This window comes from Streptomyces sp. NPDC092952 (assembly GCF_044754785.1).
Classification (GTDB): Bacteria; Actinomycetota; Actinomycetes; order Streptomycetales; family Streptomycetaceae; genus Streptomyces.
The window spans coordinates 215212-234028 of record NZ_JBIVPT010000004.1 but is presented as its reverse complement, the minus strand read 5'-3'; the positions used below and the strand labels follow the sequence as shown (position 1 = coordinate 234028).

The 18817-nt window shown below is 72.1% G+C and carries 18 protein-coding genes; 7 read left to right on the top strand and 11 right to left on the bottom strand.

Annotated elements, in window-relative coordinates; translation table 11 throughout:
* Positions 1-44 precede the first annotated feature (44 nt).
* From ACIQGQ_RS12070 to ACIQGQ_RS12050, 5 genes are all read left to right on the top strand, one after another.
* The gene (locus tag ACIQGQ_RS12070; RefSeq protein ID WP_402393963.1) at positions 45-1577 is read left to right on the top strand and encodes a flavin-containing monooxygenase; all 1533 of its coding nucleotides are present in this window, start codon (positions 45-47) and stop codon (positions 1575-1577) included.
* The gene (locus tag ACIQGQ_RS12065; RefSeq protein WP_402393960.1) at positions 1574-2545 is read left to right on the top strand and encodes an alpha/beta fold hydrolase; all 972 of its coding nucleotides are present in this window, start codon (positions 1574-1576) and stop codon (positions 2543-2545) included. The genes ACIQGQ_RS12070 and ACIQGQ_RS12065 overlap by 4 nt, the downstream gene beginning before the upstream one ends.
* A complete protein-coding gene (locus tag ACIQGQ_RS12060; protein ID WP_402393957.1) occupies positions 2542-3435 on the top strand; it encodes an SDR family oxidoreductase in 894 nt (297 codons plus the stop codon). The genes ACIQGQ_RS12065 and ACIQGQ_RS12060 overlap by 4 nt, the downstream gene beginning before the upstream one ends.
* A gap of 86 nt (positions 3436-3521) precedes the next feature.
* Positions 3522-3761, top strand: coding sequence for a hypothetical protein (locus ACIQGQ_RS12055; RefSeq protein WP_402393954.1), 240 nt, complete (start codon positions 3522-3524; stop codon positions 3759-3761).
* Between the two features lie 250 nt (positions 3762-4011).
* Positions 4012-4467 carry a peptidoglycan-binding domain-containing protein gene (locus tag ACIQGQ_RS12050; RefSeq protein ID WP_402393952.1) on the top strand — a complete coding sequence of 152 codons (456 nt, stop codon included), beginning with the start codon at positions 4012-4014 and terminating at the stop codon, positions 4465-4467.
* Positions 4468-4590: 123 nt separating this feature from the next.
* Here ACIQGQ_RS12050 and ACIQGQ_RS12045 read toward each other — a convergent pair whose 3' ends face one another.
* The 8 genes from ACIQGQ_RS12045 to ACIQGQ_RS12010 form a co-directional block, all read right to left on the bottom strand.
* On the bottom strand, positions 4591-5490 hold the full coding sequence (locus tag ACIQGQ_RS12045) for a helix-turn-helix domain-containing protein (RefSeq protein WP_402393949.1): 900 nt from the start codon (positions 5488-5490) through the stop codon (positions 4591-4593).
* Positions 5487-6347 carry a helix-turn-helix domain-containing protein gene (locus tag ACIQGQ_RS12040; RefSeq protein ID WP_402393946.1) on the bottom strand — a complete coding sequence of 287 codons (861 nt, stop codon included), beginning with the start codon at positions 6345-6347 and terminating at the stop codon, positions 5487-5489. The genes ACIQGQ_RS12045 and ACIQGQ_RS12040 overlap by 4 nt, the downstream gene beginning before the upstream one ends.
* A gap of 331 nt (positions 6348-6678) precedes the next feature.
* Positions 6679-7692 carry a carbon-nitrogen hydrolase family protein gene (locus ACIQGQ_RS12035; protein WP_402393944.1) on the bottom strand — a complete coding sequence of 338 codons (1014 nt, stop codon included), beginning with the start codon at positions 7690-7692 and terminating at the stop codon, positions 6679-6681.
* 298 nt (positions 7693-7990) lie between these two features.
* Entirely contained in the window at positions 7991-8332 is a 342-nt protein-coding gene (locus ACIQGQ_RS12030; RefSeq protein WP_402393941.1) for a lysine transporter LysE, read from the bottom strand.
* A gap of 85 nt (positions 8333-8417) precedes the next feature.
* Entirely contained in the window at positions 8418-8612 is a 195-nt protein-coding gene (locus ACIQGQ_RS12025; RefSeq protein WP_402393939.1) for a hypothetical protein, read from the bottom strand.
* Positions 8613-8786: 174 nt separating this feature from the next.
* Positions 8787-9266, bottom strand: coding sequence for a hypothetical protein (locus ACIQGQ_RS12020; protein WP_402393936.1), 480 nt, complete (start codon positions 9264-9266; stop codon positions 8787-8789).
* A 161-nt stretch (positions 9267-9427) separates the two neighbouring features.
* Positions 9428-10138: a chitinase gene (locus ACIQGQ_RS12015; RefSeq protein ID WP_402393934.1), complete on the bottom strand. Its 711-nt coding sequence runs from the start codon at positions 10136-10138 to the stop codon at positions 9428-9430.
* Between the two features lie 224 nt (positions 10139-10362).
* On the bottom strand, positions 10363-11088 hold the full coding sequence (locus tag ACIQGQ_RS12010; protein WP_402393931.1) for a hypothetical protein: 726 nt from the start codon (positions 11086-11088) through the stop codon (positions 10363-10365).
* 241 nt (positions 11089-11329) lie between these two features.
* On the opposite strand from ACIQGQ_RS12010, the gene ACIQGQ_RS12005 reads away from it, so the two are divergent.
* The gene (locus tag ACIQGQ_RS12005) at positions 11330-12001 is read left to right on the top strand and encodes a hypothetical protein (protein ID WP_402393928.1); all 672 of its coding nucleotides are present in this window, start codon (positions 11330-11332) and stop codon (positions 11999-12001) included.
* Between the two features lie 75 nt (positions 12002-12076).
* Here ACIQGQ_RS12005 and ACIQGQ_RS12000 read toward each other — a convergent pair whose 3' ends face one another.
* The 3 genes from ACIQGQ_RS12000 to ACIQGQ_RS11990 all read right to left on the bottom strand — a co-directional run bounded on the left by ACIQGQ_RS12000 (position 12077) and on the right by ACIQGQ_RS11990 (position 17844).
* The gene (locus tag ACIQGQ_RS12000; RefSeq protein ID WP_402393925.1) at positions 12077-12481 is read right to left on the bottom strand and encodes a hypothetical protein; all 405 of its coding nucleotides are present in this window, start codon (positions 12479-12481) and stop codon (positions 12077-12079) included.
* Between the two features lie 212 nt (positions 12482-12693).
* Positions 12694-14241 carry a serine/threonine-protein kinase gene (locus ACIQGQ_RS11995; protein WP_402393922.1) on the bottom strand — a complete coding sequence of 516 codons (1548 nt, stop codon included), beginning with the start codon at positions 14239-14241 and terminating at the stop codon, positions 12694-12696.
* A gap of 240 nt (positions 14242-14481) precedes the next feature.
* A complete protein-coding gene (locus ACIQGQ_RS11990; RefSeq protein ID WP_402393919.1) occupies positions 14482-17844 on the bottom strand; it encodes a S41 family peptidase in 3363 nt (1120 codons plus the stop codon).
* A gap of 264 nt (positions 17845-18108) precedes the next feature.
* On the opposite strand from ACIQGQ_RS11990, the gene ACIQGQ_RS11985 reads away from it, so the two are divergent.
* A complete protein-coding gene (locus tag ACIQGQ_RS11985) occupies positions 18109-18681 on the top strand; it encodes a TetR/AcrR family transcriptional regulator (RefSeq protein WP_352276814.1) in 573 nt (190 codons plus the stop codon).
* Positions 18682-18817 lie beyond the last annotated feature (136 nt).

Below are 18817 nucleotides of genomic sequence, written 5' to 3'. Positions count from 1 at the left end.
TGATTGCTGGCAGAGTCGTGTGACGTACCGCAGGAGGCGGCAGCATGGCCCAGCACGAGCACGTACGGGTGGCGGTGATCGGATCCGGATTCGGGGGTTTGGGGGCCGCGGTCCGGCTGCGCCGCGAAGGCATCACGGACTTCGTCGTCCTGGAACGCGCCGATTCGGTCGGCGGCACCTGGCGCGACAACAGCTATCCGGGCTGCGCCTGCGACGTCCCGTCCCACCTCTACTCGTTCTCCTTCGCGCCCAACCCCGACTGGCCGCGCACCTTCTCCGGGCAGCGGCACATCCGCGCGTACCTGGAGCACGTCGCGGACACCTTCGGGCTGCGCCCGCACATCCGGCTCGGCCACGAGGTCACCGTCATGCGCTGGGACGGTACGGAACTGCGCTGGGTCATCGAGACGGCCAACGGGACCACCCTCACCGCCGACCTCGTGGTCTCCGCCTGCGGACCGCTCTCCGACCCGAAGATGCCGGACATACCAGGCCTCGCTGACTTCCCCGGCAAGGTCTTCCACTCGGCCCGCTGGGACCACGGAACCGATCTGACCGGCAAGCGCGTCGCCGTCGTCGGCACCGGCGCCTCCGCCATCCAGATCGTCCCCGCGATCCAGCCGAAGGTCGGCCGCCTCACCCTCTTCCAGCGCACCCCGCCCTGGGTCATGCCGCGCATGGACCGGAGGATCAGCGGCGTCGAGCGCTGGCTGCACCGCACCCTGCCGGTCACCGGCACCGCCCGCCGCGGACTGCTCTGGGGCATCCGGGAGTTGCAGGTCGGAGCCTTCACCAAGCACCCGAACGAGCTGGGCCTGGTCGAGAGGATAGCCAAGGGCAACATGGCGCGGGCGATCAAGGACCCGGCGCTGCGGGCCAAGCTCACCCCCTCGTACCGCATCGGCTGCAAGCGCATCCTGCTCTCCAACACGTACTATCCGGCGCTCGCGCAACCCAACGCGGACGTGGTCGCCGCCGGCCTCACCGAGGTGCGCGGTTCCACCCTCGTCGCCTCCGACGGCACGGAGACCGAGGCCGACGTCATCATCTTCGGCACCGGCTTCCACGTCACGGACATGCCGATCGCCGAGCGCGTGGTGGGCGCCGAGGGCATCACCCTCGCCGAGCACTGGAAGGACGGGGTGCAGTCGCTGCGCGGCGCGACCGTCTCCGGCTTCCCCAACTGGCTCTCGATCATCGGCCCGAACACCGGGCTCGGGAACTCCTCGATGATCCTGATGATCGAGTCCCAGCTCAACTATCTCGCCGACTACGTACGCCAGTTGGACGTGCTCGGCGGCCGGGTCGCCCTCGACGCCCGCCCCTCCGCGCTCGGCGCCTGGAACCGCCGGGTGCAGGACCGGATGCGGCGCACCGTCTGGAACACCGGCGGCTGCGACAGCTGGTACCTGGACGCCAACGGCCGCAACACCACCGTCTGGCCCGGCACCACCGCCGACTTCCGCCGCGCCACCCGCACGGTCGACCTCGCGGAGTACCAGGTCGTACGCCCCCCGAAGCAGGAGCCCGCCGCCGGTACGGAGGAGGCCCCGCGCGCCGAGGAGGTCGTGGGATGAGCCGGCTGCTGCGACGCGTCGGCGCCCCGCCCGTACCGGAGCGCGAGCTGACCGTGCGCTCCGCCGACGGCGCCCGCCTCCACGTCGAGGTGCACGGGCCGCAGGACGCCCCCACCGTGGTCCTCGCGCACGGCTGGACGTGCAGCACCCGCTTCTGGGACGCGCAGATCAGGGCCCTCGCGCCGGACCACCGGGTCGTCGCCTACGACCAGCGCGGCCACGGCGGCTCCCCGGCCGCCGCCCCCGGCGGATACAGCACCGACGCCCTTGCCGACGACCTCGAAGCCGTGCTCGCCGCCACCCTCGGACCGGGGCGCAAGGCGGTGATCGCCGGGCACTCCATGGGCGGCATGACAATCATGGCCGCCGCCCGCCGGGACGGGCTGCGCGAGCACGCCGCCGCCGTACTCCTGTGCAGCACCGGCAGCTCACGGCTGCCCGACGCGTCGACCGTGCTGCCGCTCCCGGCCGGCAGGGCCCGGACCGCCGGCACCCGGGCGATCCTCGCGGCCGCCGCCCCGCTCGGCCCGGTCACTCCGATTACCCGCCGGGTCCTCAAGTACGCCACGATGGGAGCGGGAGCGGCCCCGGAGCGCGTCGCCCTCTGCGCCCGGATCGTGCACGCCTGCCCGAGGGCGGCCAGATCCGCCTGGGGCAAGGTCCTCGCCGACCTCGATCTCGACGCGGGCGTACGGGAGTTGAGGGTGCCCACGGCCGTGGTCGCGGGCACCGCGGACCGGCTGACGCCGATCGGGCACGCCCGCGCCATCGCGGCGGCGCTCCCCGACGGCCTGGGCCTCACCGAACTGACGGGCCTGGGCCACATGACCCCCGTGGAGGCGCCGGAGGCGGTCACCGCGAAGATCCGGGAACTGGCCGCCGCGTACCTCCCGGCAGGCATCCCCGGCACGGGCACGAACAGTACGGACAGTACGGACGGCACGGCCGAGAAGGAGGAGGTCGCATGAGCGGCAGGCGGAATCTCGAAGGACAGGTCGTCGTCGTCACCGGCGCGGCACGGGGCGTGGGGGAGCTGCTGGCCCGCAAGCTCTCGGCGCGCGGCGCCAAGGTCGCCTTGGTCGGCCTGGAGCCGGACGAGCTGAAGAAGGTCTCCGAGCGGCTCCACACGGAGAGTGACCACTGGTTCGCCGACGTCACCGACCACGAGGCGATGGCGCGCGTCGCCCAGGAGGTCAAGGAGCGGTTCGGGAAGGTCGACGTCGTCGTCGCCAACGCCGGGGTCGCGGCGGGCGGACCGTTCGTCGACTCGGACCCGGACGCCTGGCGGCGGGTCATCGAGGTCAACCTGATCGGCGGCGCGGTGACCGGGCGGGCCTTCCTGCCGGTGCTCATGGAGAGCCGGGGCTACTTCCTCCAGATCGCCTCGCTGGCCGCGATGACCCCGGCCCCGATGATGACGGCGTACTGCGCGTCGAAGTCGGGCGTGGAGGCGTTCGCGCACTGCCTGCGCGCCGAGGTCGGCTACCGGGGCGTGAAGGTGGGGGTCGGCTACCTGTCCTGGACCGACACGGACATGGTGCGCGGCGCCGACCAGGACGACGTGATGCGGGAGTTGCGCCAGCGGCTGCCCTTCCCGGCGAACCGCACGTACCCGCTGGGGCCCGCCGTCGACCGGATCGTGGCGGGCATCGAGCGCCGCGCCCCGCACGTGTACGCGCAGTGGTGGCTGCGCGGGATGCAGTCGGTACGCGGCTACCTGCCCACGCTGATAGGGGTCGTCGGACAGCGGGAGGTACGGAAGTTCGCCCCCCGGCTGGAGGGCATCAGCAAGGGGCTGGTGGGCGCCGGAGGCGCCGCCGACCAGGACGCGCGGGCGGCGGACACGCAGCGTAAGTGATCGACATGCGGTGCCCGGCGGGGGCTGCGAGGCTGAACGCGGTCCTCATGGACCGTCCCCCACGCACCCACGAGGAGTGACCCCGCATGGGTATCGCAGACCAGTTCAAGGACAAGGCGCAGCAGCTCGCCGAGGAGGCCAAGAAGCGGGCCGGGCAGAGCGGTCAGGGCAACGACAAGGGCCAGGGCCGCACGAGCGACGAGGCCAAGGAGCGGATGAAGGACGCGTCCGACCAGGCCTCGGACACCATGGGGCAGGGCCGCGACCGGGCGACCGACGCGATGGACGACCTCCGCGACCGCCGCGACCGCCGCGACGACCGCTAGGGCGCGCCTGGCGGGTCTGTCGGTGAGGGGCGCGCCCGGGGTGACCGGGCGCGCCCCTTCCGCATGCCCCGGCCGGCCCGCCGTCCCACCGCGCCCTCACCGCATCCCCCGTCCCCGCAGGTCGGAGGGTGGGATGTCCCATGATCGCGTCAGTCTCCCGGCGACCGTGGCGGCCCGCCCGCCCCGCCCCGCAATCTTGTTCCCGAGCCGGCCGGGGGGCCGGTTCCGTATCAAGGGGAGGGAACAAGACATGCGCAGGATGACGCGGATGTTCGTCACCATGACCACGGCGGTCGCGATCGCCGGGGGCGGCGTGGCCGCGGCGGGCACCAGCTACGCGGCGACCGGGCACCAGGCGCAGGCGAAGGTGAGCACCACGGCCGTCTCCACGCTCGCGGTGAACAACATGGGCCTCAACAGTTCGGCGGCCGCCGCGGTCCAGATGTGGCTGCGGAACTTCTGGGGCTACACGGGTGCCATCGACGGCCAGCTCGGCAACGGAAGCTGGCAGGCGATGCAGCGCTTCCTCAAGGCGAACTACGGCTACACGGACGCGATCGACGGCGACCCCGGCCCCAACACCATCCGGGCGATGCAGAACTGGCTGAAGGGCTACTGGGGTTACACGGGCGCCATCGACGGGGTCGCCGGTTCCGGTACCCAGGCCGCGTTCGCCCGGTTCGCCGTCTACCTCATGTCCACCTGAGCACCTGAACGGGTCACCGCTCCCGAACACCGGGAGCGGTGACCGACGGAAGGCACACCGGCACATGGGTACGCCGGTACGTCGGGGCTTCGGGCCCGGCGTACCGGCGGGCGGTCCGTCCGCTCAGCCGGTGAAGCACTCGGGGCGGCCACCCGGCACGGTGAGGCAGATCCGGGTGCCGGCCCCGCTGTCACCGGCGGCCATCGGGGTCGACAGGTACTGCCCGGAGTCGCGCGCGCCCACGGCGGTGACCTGCTGGGAGCGTCCGGCCGGCAGCGACAGTTCGACCTTGTCGCCCGGCCGCAGCCCGGTGGTACGCACCCACACGGCATGGCAGAGGGCGGCGTGACGGAGCTCCAGACGGCGGCCGCCGACCGCGGTGTGGGTGGCCAGGGTGGTGACCATCCCGGCCCCGCCGCAGCCCATCGCGACCGGGTTGCTGCCCTCGCAACTCTCGCCCCGGCAGCCCGGGTTGCGGACGGCCTGTTCCGTGGCAGCCACGGTCCGGCCGGACCGGCCCGGCTCCTCGGAGGACCCACCGGCGAGGGCCCCCGCTGCCGCGCCCACGGCCACCACTCCGACGACCGCCACCGCGACCGCCCACCACAGCACACCCGACCGGGCGGCAGGCGCCTCCTCCGGCCGGTCCTCCGATTCTTCGGGCCGGTCCTCCGGCCGGACCCGTGCTTCGTCCGCCTCCTCCTCCGGCTTCTCCGGCCGGTCTTCCGGGCTGCTCGCGGGCGCTGGGGCGTTCCTCGGCGCGGCGACCGGACGGGCCCGGCCGCTCCACTCCGCGTCGGCCAGCTCCCAGAGCGCCAGCATCCTGCCGGGCGGCGTCCGGGTGAGTGCGCACAGCGCCTCGACCGCCTGCCGGGGCGCGGGCTTCTTCCCGTTGAGGTACCGCTCCCAGGACGATTTGCTGTACGGGGTACGGGCCGCCAGCGCGGCCAGGCTCAGCCCGGCCCGCGCCCTGATCGCACGGAGTTCCTCCGCCAACTGCCCGCTCGCCGTGGAGACGGTCATCGGCGCAGCTCTCTCCAGGTGTCCGGGCCGATGATCCCGTCGACGACCAGGTGGCGGGCCTGCTGGAACTTCTTGGCCGCGCCCTTGGCCCGTTCGTCGTACAGCCCGTCGGTGGCGCCGGGGTCGAAGCCCTTCTCGCGCAGCAGGCACTGCGCCTCCACCACGTCGAAGCCGGTGCTGTTGATGTCGAGCAGCATCTCGCGGGTGCCGCTGTGCCCCGCCCGCAGCTCGCCGTGCTCACGCCGGACCTCGCACGGGTACGTCTGGCCGCGCAGGTACCCCGCACCGGCCGCCACGGTGCTGCCGGGGCGGGCCTCCCGCGCCCCGGTCCCGCTCCGGGCGCCGCCCGCCAGCATCCCGGCCCCGAACGCCACCGCGACGGCCACGACCGCCGCGCCGATCGCCCGGCCCAGCGGGACCGTACGGCCCTCCCGACGCGGGCTTCCCGCCCGCAACGGTTCCACGACCGGCTCCACGACCGGCTCCATGACCGGTTCCGTAACCGGCTCCGTGGACTGGGCCTCTTCCCGCTCCGCGTCCCCGCCCTCGGGGCCCTCCGGCTCCTGGACCTCGTCCGCCCGCCCCGCCTCCTTGGCGCGGGCCCGCTCGGCCACGTCGTACAGCACGACGAGCCGCGTCGGGTCCGTACCGCAGACCTGGGCCAACTCCTCGACGGCCTTGCGCGGTACGGGCTTCTTCCCGTTCAGGTACCGCTCCCACGAGGAACGGCTGTAGCTGGTACGACCCGCGAGGGCCGCGAGGCTGAGGTCGCTGTGGTCCTTCAACCTGCGCAGTTGGACCAGGAGCTGATGCTCACTGGTGGTCAGTTCGGCAGGCAGCTCTTTCCAGCGCGGCATTCGGATCCCCCCGATACATTCCAGCCATTGCCCGTAAATAGTGCGGCATCGCTGCCACATGGACGAAGCCATGGCGTGTCGGCCGGCGGGGACCGTCCCACGATCGCACCCTGAGACAGAACGTCCCAGCAGGTCAGGATGGGTATCGTCCCACATCGCACCTGATCCGCGAGCGGGGTTGGCAGCGGAGGATCCGGTGCGTCAGAGTCGCTGTCGGCCCTGGTCCGGACTCGTTCCGGACCAGGGCCGCGGGTCGCCACCGGCGGTCCGTGCGAAGAAGGACGGGGGTCTGCTTCGCACCGGCCGCCGGGGCCGTTTCCCGGGGAGCGCTTTAGAAGGCCGCTGTCCGGTCTTCGCTGCGCGGGTCGCTCACCTGGTGTTCGGCATAGATGCCCGCGCGCGCCTCACGACGCCAGGGGCGTGCGTAGGTCACCGATTCGGCGGCGGCCTCGGAACTGTCGTCGAGGGTCACCACCGCCACCGACGGCTCGTCGCCCGAGGGGCACCGCGCGATCCAGTCGCCGTTGGGGGCGGCGATCCCGGACGGTGCGGTGGCGCTGCCCCGTACCGGTACCGACAGGCTGACCCAGTAGCTGTTGGCCGACGCGTGGCCCTGGGCCTGCGCGGCGGTGCCGCCCAGGGTGCCGCTCGTGGAGAACAGCACGCAGTCGACGTTCAGCCGCTCGTACTCCGCGAACAGCTCCGGGTAGTGGATCTCCATGCCGAGCAGGCAGCCGAAGCGCACACCGTCGATCTCGAAGGTCACCGGCGACGTACCCGGTGAGTACATGTACGAGACCTTCGTCCTCGACAGCAGGCGCTCGTCGTAGCGCGTGACCACCCTGCCGCGATCGGAAATGACGTAGAGGCTGTTGTGCGGACGGTTCGGGCCGGTCAAGCGGTGCGCGGAGGCGATCACCGTCCACAGCCGCAACTCACCGGCCAGTTCGGCGACAGCGGCCAGCTCCGCCCGAAGCACCGACCACTGGCACCGGTCCCAGTCCGCCGGACCGACCGCGTCCGGGCCGTCGACGGACATGACGAGCTTGTCGGGGAAGCAGAGTGCTCCTTCCGGGAAATGCACGATCCTCGCGCCCTGGACGCCGGCCTCGCGCATCAGCGCACGGACCGTACGCCCGCTTTCGCGCAGCGCATCGATATCGCGGGGGTCGTCGTGCACGGGGGTCTGCGCCACGGCGAGCCGCACGCTCCTGGTCCCCTCCTCGTCCGGCCCGACGTCACCCGGGTGGGCCGGACGGATGTGCTGGAGGGCGGAGGTGTAGGACTCGCCGGTCTTCGCGGCGCGGGCGCGCACCAGGCGCTTGAAGTTGCTACGGGCTGTCATCGCTGCCTTCCACGCCTTGGGCGACAGCTCCCCGGCAACCACGCCCGAGGCGATCGGGCTGCAACAACGGCCTGAGACGCTGGTCCCTTTGCCTCCGATGGGAGACCGTGCCGGGGACGGTCGCGGGAGGTTCGGCGTAGGCCACGCAGTCGGTCATCCTGCCGCCGACGACAGCCTCCGTCAACACCCGCCCGTACATCCGGGCGCGTTGCCGAGCAGCGGTGACATCCCGGGGCATGAGCTTCGGGCGGCCGCTGGGCGTTGCACCTGCCGGCTGAGCACAAGGAGCCGGGCGGTCTCACAGACAGTTGCAGTTCGTGGCGTAGAACAGCAGGAAGAGGGCCGTTGCGGCGGTCGCGGTGAAGCCGAAGGCGGTCAGGGCGGCGAGGCCCCGACGGCGGCCCTTCGGGGGAGTGCGGAAGGTCTGCCAGGCACCGTGGGCGAGGACGAGGCTGAGCAGCCCGGCCCCCGCGATGGTCAAGCGTGGACTGAAGGACCAGCTCAGGTAGGCGATGAGAGCCAGACAGCCGAGGAGGGCGCAGGCGAGCAGATTGAGGACCAGCTCGGCGATGACTTCTCCCACTGTGTCGGTCAGGAAGTCGCTGATGCCTTTCGCTGCCCTACGGTCTCTGAGAGGCACTGCTTGTCCCTTCGTTAGAACGGTGGGGCTTCGGAGCAGCAGCCTGTGTGACCGTGCGCCTACCAGGATCGTGTTCCGCTCTGCGTCAGGCGTAGCACTCCCGGGCTGTGACGTCGTCCGCGTTCTCCAGGCCACCGATGTCGTGCCCCCATGCCTTCATGACGTCCAGGACGCGGTCATGGTTGTGGCGGTCGGTGCCGGTGGCCGTCCGACCGCGGGGGTGGTCGGCGGGATCGGCCCGGCGCGCAGTGGGGCCGGAGCGTTCCGAGCCCTCTTCCACGGCTCGTACTGTCGGCGCAGCGGCACTGAACACCGTTCATTTTCAGGCGACTTCGCGTACGGTCCTGAGTCGCTCAGCCGACACTCATCGTCGTCAGAAGCGCGAAGCGGCAAGGTCACCACCCTCTTGAAGAAAGATGTGACAAAAGCGAGGCAGGGGGTGCGGGGTGGTGGGTCAATCGATTCCGAGGGGGCCGACGCCCAGGTCCTCGCGCATCAGGTGACGCATGCGCGCCATGGCCGTGCGTCGCCGCTCCAGCAGGAGTGCGGCGTCGGAGGAACCGACAGCCACTCCACGGGCGTAGGCGTCGCGGATCGCGCGCAGGCAGTGGAACGCCTCGTTCCCCGCTGCCACGACCTGCGGCGGCCCCACGAGCCACAGACGTTCGCTCACCGTGTAGATGCCGGTGCCGCGGACCGCCTCCCGCACCGCCGCATCGCGCGCCGACTCGGACATGTGGTCGCCGAGGGCGACCGCACGTATCTCCTCACCCGCGGCTTTGAGGGCGGAGACGTACTCCGTGTAGACCTCCCGCCGCACGTCCAGAGCCCGTCTGGCCTCCTCGCGCCGCCACCGGTTCCGGTCGGCGAGCAGGGTGGCCGCGATACCGATGACGGCACCGGTCAGTGTGGAGAGCAGAGGCATCAGGTCCATGCGCCGCAGCTTGTCCAAAGCCGGTGTGCCGGCGCCAGTGGAGGACCAGCGGAAAACCACGAAGAAGCCACCGGGAAGCCACGGGGAACACCGGCACGGACCGGCGCCGTGAGGCACCGGCCCGTACCGGGAGAATCATTCGTCGGACTGTCCGCGGCCCCTCAGCAGGAGAGGTTGCCGCCCGGGTCGGTGCCCAGCACGGAGGCGAACTGCTTGTACAGGTTGATCCGGTCGTCGCGCTGGCCCGGGTTGTTGCCGTTGCACTCCAGGGCGCCGTTGATGCTGCGGATGGTCTCGCCGAAGCCCTTGTCGTTCACGATGGCGTCGTGCGCGGTCATCGTTCCGGCGCCGGACTGCGTGTTCCAGAACCAGAGCCCGGTCTTCCAGGCGACCGCCGGGTCCTTCTCCACCTTGTACGGGTCGTTCAGCAGGTCGATACCGAGGGCGTCCCCGGCGGCCTTGTAGTTGAAGTTCCAGCTCAACTGGAGCGGCCCGCGCCCGTAGTACGCGGCCTGGCCGGCCGGGCAGCCGTAGGGCTGCGAAGTGTCGCAGTAGTGCGGGTAGTTGGCGGTGTTCTGCTCGACGACGTACTTCAGCCCACCCGTCTCGTGGCTGACGTTGGCGAGGAACGCCGCCGCCTCGCGCTTGCGGATGGTGTCACTGCCCGAGTTGGCGAACTGCGGATACGCGCCCAGGGCATCGGTGAGACCGCTGTACGTGTAGAAGGCATTCCGCGACGGGAACATCTGGTTGAACTGGGCCTCGCTGACCACGAAGGAGGCGGCGGACGCCGGTGACGCCTGACCGGCCAGAGCGAGCGTGCCGAGAACGGTGGCTGAGGCCATCATCGACAGAGTGCGGGAAAGCTTCATCGTGTTCCTCGGTTCGGCAGTGGGCGTAGGCGATTCAGATGTGAACCACCTAGGTCATCGTGTTCGCCGATCCCGAGGCTCAACACACCGAAGGCCCGAAACCACCCGCACGTGCCACAGGCATGCGCGGAGCTGACGCGGCTTCGGGCCAATCCGTGAACAGGGCAGTCACCGGCCGCCCATCGGGGCGCACCCGGCAGAGGAACCGGAGCGGCCGACGAGCCTCAGGCGGCTTCGCCCGGCACGCCGGTCCCGCCGGTCCCGCCGAACCGGCCGGGACCGTCGAGCTCCTCGATCACGTCGGGGATGGGCGGCCTGGGCTCTCCCCAGATCAGCGCGCGCTCCCTGAACGACACGGCGCCCGGATCGTCCTCGTCGACCTCCCGGCCGTGCCGGTCGACCAGCCTCCCTTTCCCCGCCTCGAGCGCTTCGGCGGCGTCGAGGAGGAGCGTGCCGATGCTGCCGGGCTCGGTGAACTCGACACCGGATTCGGGGGTGAACGTACCGAGGCGGCCGTGGGTCTCGTAGGTCGACCGGCAGTCGATGAAGTGGCAGTGGTTGGTGGTGGTGTCCATGGCGATCGGGGCGAATCCGTGCTCCCACATCGCGGCGCCCTCGCCGTCCTCGGCCTCCAGGGAACGCAGCTTGTACGTGCCGATCATCATCTCCACCACGGAGAGCGGACGGCATCCGGTGGGCAGGAAGAACACGGCCTCGTCCGAGGTCGGCGGCTCCATCGGCAGGAACGCCGAGGCCCCGTCGTGTCGCCGTAAGGACGCCGCAATGGCGGGCGTGAACCGCAGGCCGAGCATCCGCTGCGCCTCGCGCAGAATCCCCTCGTCGACCGGGTCGTCCAGCGAGTACAGCGTCCGGGGCGCATGCCGCCCCAGCCACGCCTCGATCCGGTCCCACGCGACGTTGATCTGTTCCAGCTCGTTCATCTCGTTCATCGGCTCTCCGGGGGTGTTACGGGGTGCGGGTTTCCTTGACGGATCCGGTCGGACGGGGGACACGAAATGCCTCAACGGTAGAGGCCGGTGCGGCGGTGCGTGACATGTTCGTCACGGCTGGCTACGAAAGGTGGACGGCCGGTGCCGGGGAGCGAACGGGCCGGAGAGCGGTGTTCCATCGCAACGGACGGCCGTGAGAACGTGGTTGATGTTGTTGGTGAATACACGGACGGGGGATCGCATGAAGGCCGGGTACGTGCGCGTCGCGGTGGTGACGGCGGCGGCTCTGATGGGGCTGACGGCCTGCGGCGGTGGCTCGGACACGGGCGCCGACCCCGAGCCGCCGTCCGCCATCAGGTCGCCGCGGCCCGTGGAGTCTCCGCCGGCCGGGGCCGACCCGGACGTTGTGCTGCGGAGCGCGGACGAGTTGAAGCGGATGCTTCCCGCGCGCGGCGAACTGATCGAGGGCTGGTCCACGTCGGGCGGCGCCGAAGCGCTCCGGGCCGATCCGGTGGACGATGTCGAGGACGACTGCCTGATCGAGCCGGTCCCTTGCACCGGGGCGCTGTTCACCGCGACGGGTGAGTACAAGGACGCCGCCGGGGTGGTCACCCAATCGGGCCTTGAGGCGTACGACAGCATCGAGCACGCGCGCGCCCGGTTCGCCGCCGCGGCGGCCGGTGGCGAGGGCGAGGTGAAGTCCCGAGGCGCGGCGGCCGGGAACGAGTCGCAGTACTTCACCCGCACCGCGGGCGGCGGCACGGACAACGTCGTCGTCTTCCGCGTCGGAACGGTCCTCGCCGAGGTCTCCACGGAGGCGGGCGGGCCGGACCAGGTCCGTGAGGCGTCGGATTTCGCCCTCTTCCAGGCCGAACGCGTACAGGCGCTGCTCAGCCGGAAGATCACCGGCTGACCGGGGCGGCGGGGGACCGGCCGGCCCGTCCGGGCGGGCGCGGGAGAGCGGCCCCTGAGGAGGGGCCGCGACCGGTCACATCGGGTCGGGCAGGTGCCCCCAGCCGGTCCAGTTGCTCCCGACCATGTACCAGTTGACCCACTGCAGGTTGTCCGTGCCGGTGGCGATGATGCCGAACTCGACCCGGCCCGGCAGCTCCCGGTCGCGGATGATCACGCCGCTGCGCCACTCGCCGCCCATGGAGCTCCAGTCGGTCCAGCCGCCGTAGCCGTTCTCCCAGCGGACGTAGGCGGCGCGGTCGGTGCCGATGGCGAACTGGTACATGCGGCCGCTGGACGGGCGGTAGCTGGCGATCCCGTACTCGCAGATGATGGTGCCGCTGCCCACGTTGCAGTAGCTCAGCGCATGGGCCGGGGTCGCGGCGACGGCCGTGCCCGCGACGACGGCGGCCGCCACGACGGCTGCCTTGAGTCTCTTCATTGCTTGCCTCTCCCAGTGTGTTCGGGCGGGTGTCCGCCCGGCCCGGCAGGGGGTCCGGACAGGGCGGCGGCCCTCACCCTGCACGCCGTCGCTGACGTGCCGCGTGCCTTTCGCTCACGCCCGGCTGACGTCGCGCTGATGAAGTTCTCCCACGCAACGACGGGAAGGGGCGCGGGAGTTGCCCCTTCGCCGGGCCGGGGGCCGGAGCCCGACTACGCGGTGTCCGGCTGGTGGCCCATGCGGCGGGTGGCGGTCTCGCGTACGCGGAACAGGGCGATGGCCAGGACCGTCACCCCGAGGCTGACCGTCAGCGGCGGGACCAGCGCGAGATACGGGAACCGTACGTCCATCAGCACCAGGATCTCCGTGTTGAACACGGCGGCGGCGTTGAGCCCCAGGAACACGTAGCCCACCCCGCGCGTCCCGCGCCCCGAGCGGGGGGTGAGGGCGGCGGCCAGCACCAGCAGACCCGCCAGGGCGGCCGAGGAACCGGCGCTGGTGATGTACGGGTGGAACTCGGCGTTCGGCGCGGCCGCCGTGACGTAGGCGCCGAACAGAAGGGTCGGCGGGAGGAAGCGGAAGAGCGCCGCCGCCTTCGCCCGCCAGTCGAGCAGCTGCACGCCCGCCCCGCCGGGCACCGCGAGCACCACGTAGCTGATGAACACGGCGGTGGCCAGGGTGATCATGCCGACGGCGGAGGAGATGTCCCGGGCGTCCCCGACCCCGTTCGTGTTGCCCACCGCCAGCGGGGTGCTCACCATCACCACCAGGAGCCAGATCCCGGCCGCACGCCAGGTGCCGGCCGGGATCGGGTTCCTGGGCCGGGCGGGCGGCGGCGCGGGCCGGGGCGCCGGATATCTCAGCGTCGGCAGCGACGGGGCGAGGGAGGCGGAGGTCGGGGCGGGCGCCGGACCGGGCACCCGGTCCAGACGGCGCAGCGCGAGGGCCACCTCGGCGGCGGACGCGTACCGCTCGTCCGGGTCCTTGTGGAGGAGGGTGAGGACGAGGTCGTCCCAGGGCGCCGGGATGCCCGGGGCCACCGCGCTGGGGGCGGGCGGGTCCTGGCTGAGATGGGCGGTGAGGAACCCCATCGCGTCGGGGGCGTCGAACGGCAGCCGCCCCGTGATGAGTTCGAAGAGCAGGCAGCCCAGCGCGTACAGGTCGCTGCCCGGCACCGGGCGGCCCCGGGCCTGCTCGGGCGCCATGTACGGGGGCGTGCCCACGATGACACCCGTGCGGGTGAGCCGGTCGGAGGTCGCGTACGGGTCGGCGGCGCGGGCCACCCCGAAATCGAGGACCTTCACCGTCCCGGAGTCGGTGATGACGATGTTGGACGGCTTGATGTCCCGGTGCATGACACCCGCCGCGTGCGCCTCGGCCAGCGCGTCGCACACCTGGGCACCCCAGCGGGCCGCCGCGACCAGCGGAACGGGGCCCCGGCCCAGCTTGGTCTCCAGGGTCTCGCCCTGGAGCAACTCCATCACCAGGAACGGGGCGTCGCCGTTCTCCGTACCGCTCTCGCCGAGGTCGTGGACGGTCACCACGTTCGGGTGCTGGAGACCGGCGGTGATCCGGGCCTCGCGCAGGAAGCGGGCCCGTGCCTCGCTGCCACGGCTGCCGCCACCGGCGAGCAGGGAGATCACCTTGACCGCGACCCGGCGGTCCAGGGTCTCGTCCTGTGCCTCCCAGACCTCCCCCATGCCGCCCTCGCCGAGCTGACGCACCAGGCGGTAGCGGTTTCCCAGGAGTTGATCGCGCATCACGGTCCTCCCCGGTCCTGATCGTGTGGCTCTCCGCTCGTGGCGAATCGCCCAACACGATCATGTCACCCGTTCCGGGGCGATGTGGACAGGACGGAGAAGGCCCCGGCCCGGAGCGGAGCATCGGATTCCGCTGGCCGGGACCTTCTGTCCGAAACGGATCGGATGGGATCGAACGGGGCCGGGTGAGGCCGGAACCGGGCTGTTTCGGAGGCGGCCTTCCGGTCGGTTCGTCCCGGGCTATCTCGGGGGCAGGGGCGGGCGGCGGCGGTCCGGGACGTCCTCGTACGTGGGCGGGGCCGCCGCCGGCTGGGCGGCCAGCAGGTCCAGGGCGATGCGGACCGCGTCGTCGAGCACCGCGTAACGGCCCTCGGCCCAGTCGAGCGGGGTGCGTAGGGCCTCCAGATCCGGTTCGACACCGTGGTTCTCGACGGACCACCCGTACGTGTCGAACCAGGCCGCGTTCATCGGCACGGTGATCACCGTGCCGTCCCCCAGCCGGTTCCGGCCGGTCATGCCGACCACCCCGCCCCAGGTCCGCTGGCCGACCACCGGGCCGAGCTTCAGCAGGCGGAACGCGGCGGTGATCATGTCGCCGTCCGAGGAGGTCGCCTCGTCGGCCAGGGCGACCACCGGGCCCCGGGGCGCGTTGGAGGCGTAGCTGACCGGCTGGGCGTTGCGGGTCAGGTCCCAGCCGAGGATGGTGCGGGTCAGCTTCTCCACCACCAACTCGCTGATGTGTCCGCCCGCGTTGCCCCGTACGTCGACGATCAGGGCGGGGCGCGACACCTCCATGCGAAGGTCCCGGTTGAACTGCGCCCAGCCCGATCCGCCCATGTCCGGGATGTGCAGGTAGCCGCACTTGCCGCCGCTCAACTCCCGTACGACCTCGCGGCGTTTGGCGACCCAGTCCTGGTAGCGCAGCGGGCGTTCGTCGACCAGCGGGACGATCGCGACCCGGCGGGGCCGCCCGCCGCCCTCCGCCGGGCGGAAGGTCAGCTCGACCGTGGTGCCGCCCGCCGCCGTGAGCAGCGGGTACGGGCCGGCGACCGGGTCGACGGGGCGGCCGTCCACATGGGTGAGGACGGCGCCCTCCCGGATGCCCGTGCCGGCCAGCGGGGAGCGGGCCTTGGAGTCGGAGGAGTCGCCGGGCAGGATGCGGCGGACCGTCCACGCGCCGTCCCGGCAGACCAGGTTGGCGCCGAGCAGGCCGATCGCCCGCTGGTAGTGCGGCGGGCCCTCGTTGCGGCGGGCCGGGGACACGTACGCGTGCGAGGTGCCCAGCTCGCCCAGGACCTCGCGGAGCAGATCGGCGAAGTCGTCGGGGGAGGCGACCCGGTCGAGCAGCGGGCGGTACTGGTCGAGCACGGCGTCCCAGTCGATGCCGCACATGTCCGGTTCCCAGAAGTACGCGCGGATGATGCGGCCGGCCTCGGCGTACGCCTGGCGCCACTCGGCCGCCGGGTCGACCTCGTGGAGGATGCGGCGCAGGTCGAGGTAGACGGTCGAGTCGTTGTCGCCGGGCTCGGTGGCGGGGACCGCGCGCAGCTCGCCCTCGTCCATGACGACCAGCCGGGTCGCGTCGCCGCTGACCGCGAACCAGTCGAGGTGGGCGACGAGTTCGGTCTTCCTGGCCTTGGAGATGTTGAAGTGTTCGAGGGTGGGGCGGCCCGACATGTCCGACGGGTTGGCGAAGGTCTCGCCGAGCGCGCCGGAGATCGGCCAGCGCAGCCAGACCAGGCCGCCGCCGCTCACCGGGTACAGGGCCGAGTACTTCGACGCGGAGACGGGGAAGGGCGTCACCCGGTTCTCCAGCCCCTCGAACTCGACGGTGACCGGGGCGGGGCCCTCGCCCGTGCCGGTGTCCGGGAGGTCGTCGGCCGGGTCGAGCCCGCCCGCCGCCGGGCGCCCCTCCGGGGAGAGGGCGAAGGGGGAGGGGGTGGCGGAGGAGAGCGGCACGAGGTAGGGACGGCAGCCCAGCGGGAAGGAGAGGTCGCCGGTGTGGACGTCGTACACCGGGTCGAAGCCGCGCCAGGAGAGGAAGGCGAGATAGCGGCCGTCGCCGGTGAAGACCGGGTTCTCGTCCTCGAACCGGCCGTTGGTGACGTCGACGATGACCGGGGCGCCGGTGCCCAGGATGCGGGCCAGCTTGATCTGGCGCAGGGAGCGGCCGATGCCGGGGTGCGACCAGGTGAGCCAGGCGCCGTCCGGGGAGAACGCCAGGTCGCGGACGGGGCCGTTGATGGAGCGGATCAGCTCGGCGGGTTCGCCGGGGGACGGGGCGGGGGTCGCGGCCGGGGCTTCCGGTCCGCCCTCGGCGGCCGCGCTCCCCGCACCCTCCGCGGCCATGGCCTCCTCGCCCGTCTCCAGGAGCAGCAGGCGGCCGTCGTTGGTGGCGAGGGCCAGCCGTTCGCCCTCCGGGTCGGCGACCATCTCGTGCACCCGGCCGATCCGCCCGGAGGCCAGCCTGCGCGGCGCGCGGTCGCCGCTGGCGCGCGGCAGGTACGCGATCTCGACGGCGTCCTCGCCCTCGGCGTCCGTCACGTACGCGACCCGGCCGCTGCTGCCCAGCATCTCCGGCAGCCGGACCCGGACGCCCGGGGTGTCGGCGATGGTGCGGGCGGGGCCGTCGCGGTGGGTGAGCCAGTAGAGGCTGCCGCGCACGGTGACGGCGCTGGCCCGGCCCGTCTCGTCCACGGAGAGCGAGTCGACGTGGCTGGCGGCGGGCACCTGGTAGGGGCGCCGCCCGGTGCGCGGGCCGCCGAGCCGGACCTCCAGCTTCCGGGGGACCGCGTCCGGCGAGGCCAGGTCGTCCACCAGCCACAGCTCGCCCGCGCACTGGTAGACGACCCGGTGGCCGTCGCTGGAGGCGTGGCGGGCGTAGAAGGCGTCGTGGTCGGTGTGGCGGCGCAGGTCGGTGCCGTCGGGGCGGCAGGAGTACAGGTTGCCGACGCCCTCGTGGTCGGAGAGGAAGGCGATCCGGCCGCCGACGAACATCGGGGAGGCGAGGTGGCCGCCGATGTCCGGCAGCAGCCGCTTGCCGTGCAGCCAGAGCCGGCCGGTCGCGCCGCCCCGGTACCGCTTCCAGGCGGCCGGTTCGTGCGGCGGGGTGCCGGTGAGCAGCAGGGTGCGCCGTTCGCCGTCCACGTCGCTGACCGCGATGTCGGAGACCGGGCCCCAGGGCAGCTTGCCGCCGGGGCTGCCGTCGGTGGGGACGCTGTAGGCCCAGGAGACGTACGAGAACGGCTGGCCGTGCGAGGACACGGCGAGGAGCTGGGCGGCGTCCCCGGCGTCGGGGGTCCAGCCGCAGACCCGGGTGTCGGTCGAGCCCCAGTAGGTGAGCCGGCGGGCCGGTCCGCCGTCGACCGGCACGAGATGGATCTCCGGGTCGAGGCTGCGCCAGCTCGTGTACGCGATCCGGCTGCCGTCGGGGGAGAAGCGCGGGTGGCCGACCCTGGTCCGGTCGACGGTGAGCCGCCAGGCGCGGCCGGGCCGCTGCCCCTCGGGCGCGAGAGGGGCGACCCAGAGGTCGTCCTCGGCCGCGAAGCACAGCAGATCGTCGTGGAGGTGCGGGAAACGGAGATACGCGACGTCGTCACTCACCCCCCCATGCTTTCCGCGCTCAACGGCCCCGGCAACTCCTGGTGCGCGGTGTGTCGGAGCGCGGTGTGCCGTCGCGCGGCGGGGAACGCGGTCGCGGCCCCACGGTGCGCGTCGCCTGTGGTGCGGAACACAAGCGAAACGATTTCGTTTCGCTCGGCGGGCGGGGTACCGTCGATGTGTACGAAACGGTTTCGTTCGATCGACTGGTGTGCGAGACCCGCCGCCTTACGAGGCTGCCGTACGCGTACGAGAAAGGAGGCCGACATGGCACGTACCCGGCTCACGCCCGAGCGCGAGAGCGAGCTCTACGCCGCCGTGCTCGACCTCCTGCGCGAGGTCGGCTACGACGCCCTGACCATGGACGCCGTCGCCGCTCGCACCCGTTCCAGCAAGGCCACCCTCTACCGCCAGTGGGGGAGCAAGCCCGAGCTGGTCGTCAAAGCACTGCGGCACAACAAACCGGTGTCCCTCGTGGAGATCGACACCGGTTCGCTGCGCGGCGACTTCCACGCCGTGCTGAGCCGCACCGACGACTGCCAGATGGAGAAGGACTCCGCGCTGATGCGGGGTCTGAGCCATGCCGTCCACGAGAATCCCGATCTGCACCAGGCCCTGCGCGACCTGCTGATCGAGCCGGAGATGACCGGTCTCGAACTGCTGCTGCGCCGAGCCGTGGACCGGGGCGAGGTGCGTCCGGACAACCCGGCGCTGAAATACGTGTCGCACATGCTGATCGGCGCTTTCGCCGCCCGGCAGCTGGTCGAGGACCGCTCCGTCGACCAGGCGTTCCTGATCGATTACGTCGACTCCGTGGTCCTCCCCGCCCTCGGAGTCTGACCCCGGACGCGCCCAGGCGCGGCCCGGTCCCCGGTCCCGTTCCGTACGGTCCCGGTCTTCCGGCCTCCGGTCCGTTCCGTACGGTCCCGGTCCCCGGTCGCCCCGGGCCGTCCCGAGCGGCCCGGTCCCCGTACGA

What these genes read in the sequence shown, in the direction of transcription:
- ACIQGQ_RS11985 (WP_352276814.1), top strand. Translation starts at nt 18,109, where the DNA reads ATGGCACGTACCCGGCTCACGCCCGAGCGCGAGAGCGAGCTCTACGCC.
- ACIQGQ_RS12010 (WP_402393931.1), bottom strand. Translation starts at nt 11,088, where the DNA reads ATGAACGAGATGAACGAGCTGGAACAGATCAACGTCGCGTGGGACCGG.
- ACIQGQ_RS11995 (WP_402393922.1), bottom strand. Translation starts at nt 14,241, where the DNA reads ATGCGCGATCAACTCCTGGGAAACCGCTACCGCCTGGTGCGTCAGCTC.
- ACIQGQ_RS12055 (WP_402393954.1), top strand. Translation starts at nt 3,522, where the DNA reads ATGGGTATCGCAGACCAGTTCAAGGACAAGGCGCAGCAGCTCGCCGAG.
- ACIQGQ_RS12035 (WP_402393944.1), bottom strand. Translation starts at nt 7,692, where the DNA reads ATGACAGCCCGTAGCAACTTCAAGCGCCTGGTGCGCGCCCGCGCCGCG.
- ACIQGQ_RS12000 (WP_402393925.1), bottom strand. Translation starts at nt 12,481, where the DNA reads ATGAAGAGACTCAAGGCAGCCGTCGTGGCGGCCGCCGTCGTCGCGGGC.
- ACIQGQ_RS12045 (WP_402393949.1), bottom strand. Translation starts at nt 5,490, where the DNA reads ATGACCGTCTCCACGGCGAGCGGGCAGTTGGCGGAGGAACTCCGTGCG.
- ACIQGQ_RS12065 (WP_402393960.1), top strand. Translation starts at nt 1,574, where the DNA reads ATGAGCCGGCTGCTGCGACGCGTCGGCGCCCCGCCCGTACCGGAGCGC.
- ACIQGQ_RS12020 (WP_402393936.1), bottom strand. Translation starts at nt 9,266, where the DNA reads ATGGACCTGATGCCTCTGCTCTCCACACTGACCGGTGCCGTCATCGGT.
- ACIQGQ_RS12040 (WP_402393946.1), bottom strand. Translation starts at nt 6,347, where the DNA reads ATGCCGCGCTGGAAAGAGCTGCCTGCCGAACTGACCACCAGTGAGCAT.
- ACIQGQ_RS12015 (WP_402393934.1), bottom strand. Translation starts at nt 10,138, where the DNA reads ATGAAGCTTTCCCGCACTCTGTCGATGATGGCCTCAGCCACCGTTCTC.
- ACIQGQ_RS12070 (WP_402393963.1), top strand. Translation starts at nt 45, where the DNA reads ATGGCCCAGCACGAGCACGTACGGGTGGCGGTGATCGGATCCGGATTC.
- ACIQGQ_RS12050 (WP_402393952.1), top strand. Translation starts at nt 4,012, where the DNA reads ATGCGCAGGATGACGCGGATGTTCGTCACCATGACCACGGCGGTCGCG.
- ACIQGQ_RS12005 (WP_402393928.1), top strand. Translation starts at nt 11,330, where the DNA reads ATGAAGGCCGGGTACGTGCGCGTCGCGGTGGTGACGGCGGCGGCTCTG.
- ACIQGQ_RS12060 (WP_402393957.1), top strand. Translation starts at nt 2,542, where the DNA reads ATGAGCGGCAGGCGGAATCTCGAAGGACAGGTCGTCGTCGTCACCGGC.